We start from the raw sequence: 4,165 nt of genomic DNA, 5'->3' as shown, positions 1-4,165 counted from the left end.
CCGCATCGTCCCGTTGACCTTGATGAAAACCTCGTCCAGATGCCATTTGCCGCCGGGACGCGGCTGCCGACGGCGCAACTGCGTGGCGTAGGCGGGGCCGAACGTGGCGCACCAGGCCCGGACCGTCTCGTAGGAGACCGTGATGCAGCGTTCCAGGAGGAGCTCCTCGACCTCCCGGTACGAGAGCGGGAAACGGTGATACAGCCACACAGCGTGACCGATCACCTCGGGCGGAAACCGGTAACCCCTGTACGACTACGGTGCCGTCCCGCTCTCCACCCGCAGCCATTCCCCGCAACGATCTACACCAAGATCACCCCACGGCCCGAGCCAAACCTGACAACGCCTGAACGAACGCGTCAGCGTCTGGAACCACATCACCGGGCTCACCAGCATGCCCACAACAGCCTGAGCCCACGGCCCACACCCCATCCCCACCACACCCCGACACGTCCTCAGCCAGACAAGCCCCGGACAAGTTGACAACGCCGGTTCGACCGCGTGAAGTTCCTGCGCTACAGCGAGGCGCGCGGCGACTACGACCAGGTCGTCCAGACGCTCAACGCTTCTGACCCGCACGTGAAATAGCAGGTACGTGTCACGTTATTGATCTTGGCGGATCAGGCGGGCCGCGTGCTCTGCCGTGATCATGACGGTGACCACCGGGTTGACCGACGGGATGGTGGGGAACACCGACGCGTCTGCCACCCGCAGCCCGCGCACGCCGCGCACCCGCAACTCGGGATCAAGCACCGCGAGCGCGTCGTCGGGGGCGCCCATCCGGCAGGTTCCGCTGACGTGGTAGACCGTCTGGTGGGTCGCGCGGGCCAGAGCCGAGATGTCGGCATCCGACGTCGCCTGCGGGCCGGGGAACACCTCGCGCCGCAACTGCGACGCCATGGGTTCTGAGTCGCCGATCCTCCGGGCGGCGCGCACGGCAGCGACCAGGACGGCTTCGTCCGCTCCGCCGGGGTCGGTGAAATACCGGTAGTCGATAGCCGGCCGTTCATCCGGATCGGCGCTGGTGATCCAGACACGGCCGCGACTGCGGGGCTTGGCCACGTTCGGCGCGATCGCCATGTAATACGGCGGCATCGCGACGCCATGCGCGACCACGTGGTCCACCCACGCCTCGACCGGGAAGTGCATCGTGATGTCCGGGTGCGCCCCATGCGGGTTCAGCCGCAGCAGCGCCCCGGCATCCCAGCCGGTGGCACAGACCCTCGACGGCGGCTCGGCCACCTCCCACAGGACGATGCCCTCGGCGTGATCCATCAGATTGCCGCCGACCCCTGGCAGATCGACGCGGACGTCGACGCCGACGGCATCGAGCACGGCGGCCGGCCCGACCCCCGACAACTGCAGCAGGCGCGGGGAGTCGATGGCCCCGGCGCAGACGACGACCTCCTTACGGGCGAAGATCTCTGCGGTCGCTCCCTCGCCAGTGCGGATCAGGGCGCCGGCTGCCCTGTTGCCGCCGTCCAGCATCAGCCGCAGCGCCCGCGTCTGCAGCAGCACTTGCAGGTTGGCGCAGCTGCGCTGGGCCGGGTGCAAATAGCAGATGGAGGACGAGGACCGGGTGTTGGTCTCCGGGCAGTAGCCGATCTCGAAGAAACCAGTGCCCTCGATGACGTCCTCGTCGTTCCAGGCCGACCGGACCGGCAGGCTCAGCGCGGAGCTCGCCGATCTGATGACATCGGCCACGAACGGATTCTGGTCCTGATGCGGCACCGGCGTGATCGGAGTCTGCAGCTGCTCGAAATACGGGTGCAGCGTGGCGGCGTCCCAGCCGTCGGCCCCGACGTCGACCCACTCTTGCAGATCGGCCACCCGCGGCCGCCACGAGATCATGGTGTTGGCGGTGGAGCAGCCGCCAAGGATCCGCAAGCGGGCCTGCCGGATATCAGAGTTGCCCCGTTCCTGGGGCACCGAGCGGTAGTCCAGGTCATACTCGCCCTCCAGCATTTCCGCCCACCGGCGGATCGAGCGGGCCCGTGGCTCGTGCTCATCGCTCGGGCCCCACTCGATGAGGCCGACCGAGACGGCCGGGTTCTCGGCCAGCCGCGCCGCGACGACGCAGCCGGCCGTGCCGCCCCCGACCACGAGGTAGTCGAACTCGGTCATTGGTCTCCTCTCAGCGCGGTAGCGCCAGATGCTCAGCTCAGAGGAAGCCCACGCATAACTCTACCCGTTCTGCGAGAAGTGGTCTTGATGACAAAGGAGCATCACGGCCGAGCACTGATCCCACGGAAGTAACCAGCTACGCTGACCAAATGGGGCCGCGGCAGCTTCGCCGACGCCTGCGAGCGGATCAACGCCCACACCGGCTCCGGCATCGGGCACCGGCAGGTCCAGGAACTCGCTGTCAGCGCCGCGGTGGACATCGACGCGTTCTACGACGCGCTCGTGCCGGCTCCCTGTACCGACGCCACGCCGCTGATCTTGTCGGTGGACGGCAAGGGCGTGGTGATAAGGCGCGAAGCACTGCGTGAGGACACTGCGAAGGCCGCGGCGGCCAAGGGCGGCAACGCGATGAAGACCCGGCTGGCGTCCGGGGAGAAGCACGGCAGGAAGCGGATGGCCACCCTGGGAGCCGTCTACGATGCCGACCCCGCGCCTCGCACAGTCGACGACATCATCGCCGACCCCGACCGGCAAGACGCCGACCACGGCGCGGCGCCCGAGCGCCGCCAGGGAGCGAAGGCCCGGTCGAAATGGTTGTGCGGCTCGGTGACCGACACCGCTGCGCAGGTGGTGTCCGCCGTGTTCGACCAGGCAGGGCACCGCGACCCCGGACACCGCCGTCCCTGGGTCGTCCTCGTCGACGGTGCCCGCCATCAGATCGACCTCATCAAGGCCGAAGCACTACAGCGCGGTGTGGACGTCCACATCATCGTCGACCTCGTCCACGTGCTCGAATATCTGTGGCGAGCAGCCTGGTGCGTGCACGACAGCGGCGATGCTTCCGCCGAGAGCTGGGTCGCCCGTCACACCCGCATCCTGCTGGGCGGCGGCGTGCAGCAGCAGACAGCCGCTGCACTCGAGGAAGCCGCCCGCGCCGCCAGACTGCGTGGCGCCCAGCGCAAGGGCATCGACGAGGCCGTGAACTACCTGACCACCAAGGCCGAGCATCTGCGCTACGACACCGCCCTTGAACACGGCTGGCCGATCGCCACCGGAATCATCGAGGGAGCATGCCGGCACCTGGTCAAAGACCGCCTGGACATCACCGGCGCCCGCTGGGGCCTGTCCGGAGCTGAAGCCGTACTCAAACTGCGTGCCGTCCGCGCCAACGGCGACTTCGACACCTACTGGGCGTGGCACCAGCAGCAGGAGTTCATCCGCAACCACCAGACGCGCTACCGCGACCAGCTCATACCCACCACCTGATCAACAACACCCTCATTGGATCTGCACCCAATCACGAATACGGCCGCGGCGGTGCGCTGGCCTACCTGGCCGCCTACGACGTCCACCGCGCGAAGGTCTTCGGCCGCTGCGAAGACCGGAGTCGTGCCCTTCATGGCCCTGGTCACCCAGCTCATGGCCCAGGAGCCTTACGCGAGCGCCAGACGTGTCTTCTGGATCGTCGACAACGGTTCTCCCACCGAGGGAAGAAGGCCATCGACCGTCTCACCACGGCCTTTCCGAACGCAGTCATGGTCCACACCCCTGTCCACGCCTCCTGGACGAACCAGATAGAGATCTTCTTCTCCATCGTCCAGCGAAAGGTCGTCCAACCCAACAACTTCACGGACCTGACCCAGGTCCGGAACCGGCTTCGCGCCTTCGAAGACCGCTACAACGCCACGGCACAGCCGTTCCAGTGGAAGTTCACCACCACCGACCTGGACGATCTGCTGGCCCGACTCGACCGGCACACACCCGGCGACCGACAAGAAGAATCCTCTGTTGCCCTGAAGCCTGATCAACCCCCGAAGGATTTCCGGAGCCGACCACTAAGGACTCGCCACCGCTGACATGGGACCAGGCGTTGGCGGCACGGAGTCCGGCTGTGCTCTCTGCGCGGAACATCCGCCGAGTTCGACCCCGTCCGCGAGGACTTCGACCGGCGCTGTCACGTTGGCTGACCGGATGGGATGATCTTCTGGTTGATCATGCTGGAGGGGACTCGTCCGTGGAGAGCGCGTCGCCGTCGTATAGG

Annotated in this window: 3 protein-coding genes and 1 pseudogene; 2 read left to right on the top strand and 2 right to left on the bottom strand. The window is 67.1% G+C overall.

The annotated features are described in order from the left end of the window. Positions 1-225: pseudogene (locus tag AB0915_RS38460) on the bottom strand (IS6 family transposase); the annotation flags it as partial. 378 nt (positions 226-603) lie between these two features. Further along, positions 604-2,124, bottom strand: coding sequence for a GMC family oxidoreductase (locus tag AB0915_RS38455; RefSeq protein ID WP_366695956.1), 1,521 nt, complete (start codon positions 2,122-2,124; stop codon positions 604-606). Positions 2,125-2,265: 141 nt separating this feature from the next. Between AB0915_RS38455 and AB0915_RS38450 the strand changes: the two genes are divergently transcribed. Together AB0915_RS38450 and AB0915_RS38445 are read left to right on the top strand one after the other, a co-directional pair. Continuing rightward, on the top strand, positions 2,266-3,390 hold the full coding sequence (locus tag AB0915_RS38450) for an ISKra4 family transposase (RefSeq protein WP_366695957.1): 1,125 nt from the start codon (positions 2,266-2,268) through the stop codon (positions 3,388-3,390). Between the two features lie 269 nt (positions 3,391-3,659). Then, positions 3,660-3,980, top strand: a complete 321-nt coding sequence (locus AB0915_RS38445; RefSeq protein ID WP_366695954.1) for a hypothetical protein — start codon at positions 3,660-3,662, stop codon at positions 3,978-3,980. Positions 3,981-4,165: the final 185 nt, after the last annotated feature.

This window comes from Streptomyces sp. NPDC048411, assembly GCF_040704695.1.
Taxonomy (GTDB): domain Bacteria; phylum Actinomycetota; class Actinomycetes; order Streptomycetales; family Streptomycetaceae; genus Streptomyces.
Note: the sequence above shows the minus strand (reverse complement) of the source record. Positions and strands in the feature narration are given on the sequence as shown.

What these genes read in the sequence shown, in the direction of transcription:
- AB0915_RS38455 (WP_366695956.1), bottom strand. Translation starts at nt 2,124, where the DNA reads ATGACCGAGTTCGACTACCTCGTGGTCGGGGGCGGCACGGCCGGCTGC.
- AB0915_RS38445 (WP_366695954.1), top strand. Translation starts at nt 3,660, where the DNA reads ATGGTCCACACCCCTGTCCACGCCTCCTGGACGAACCAGATAGAGATC.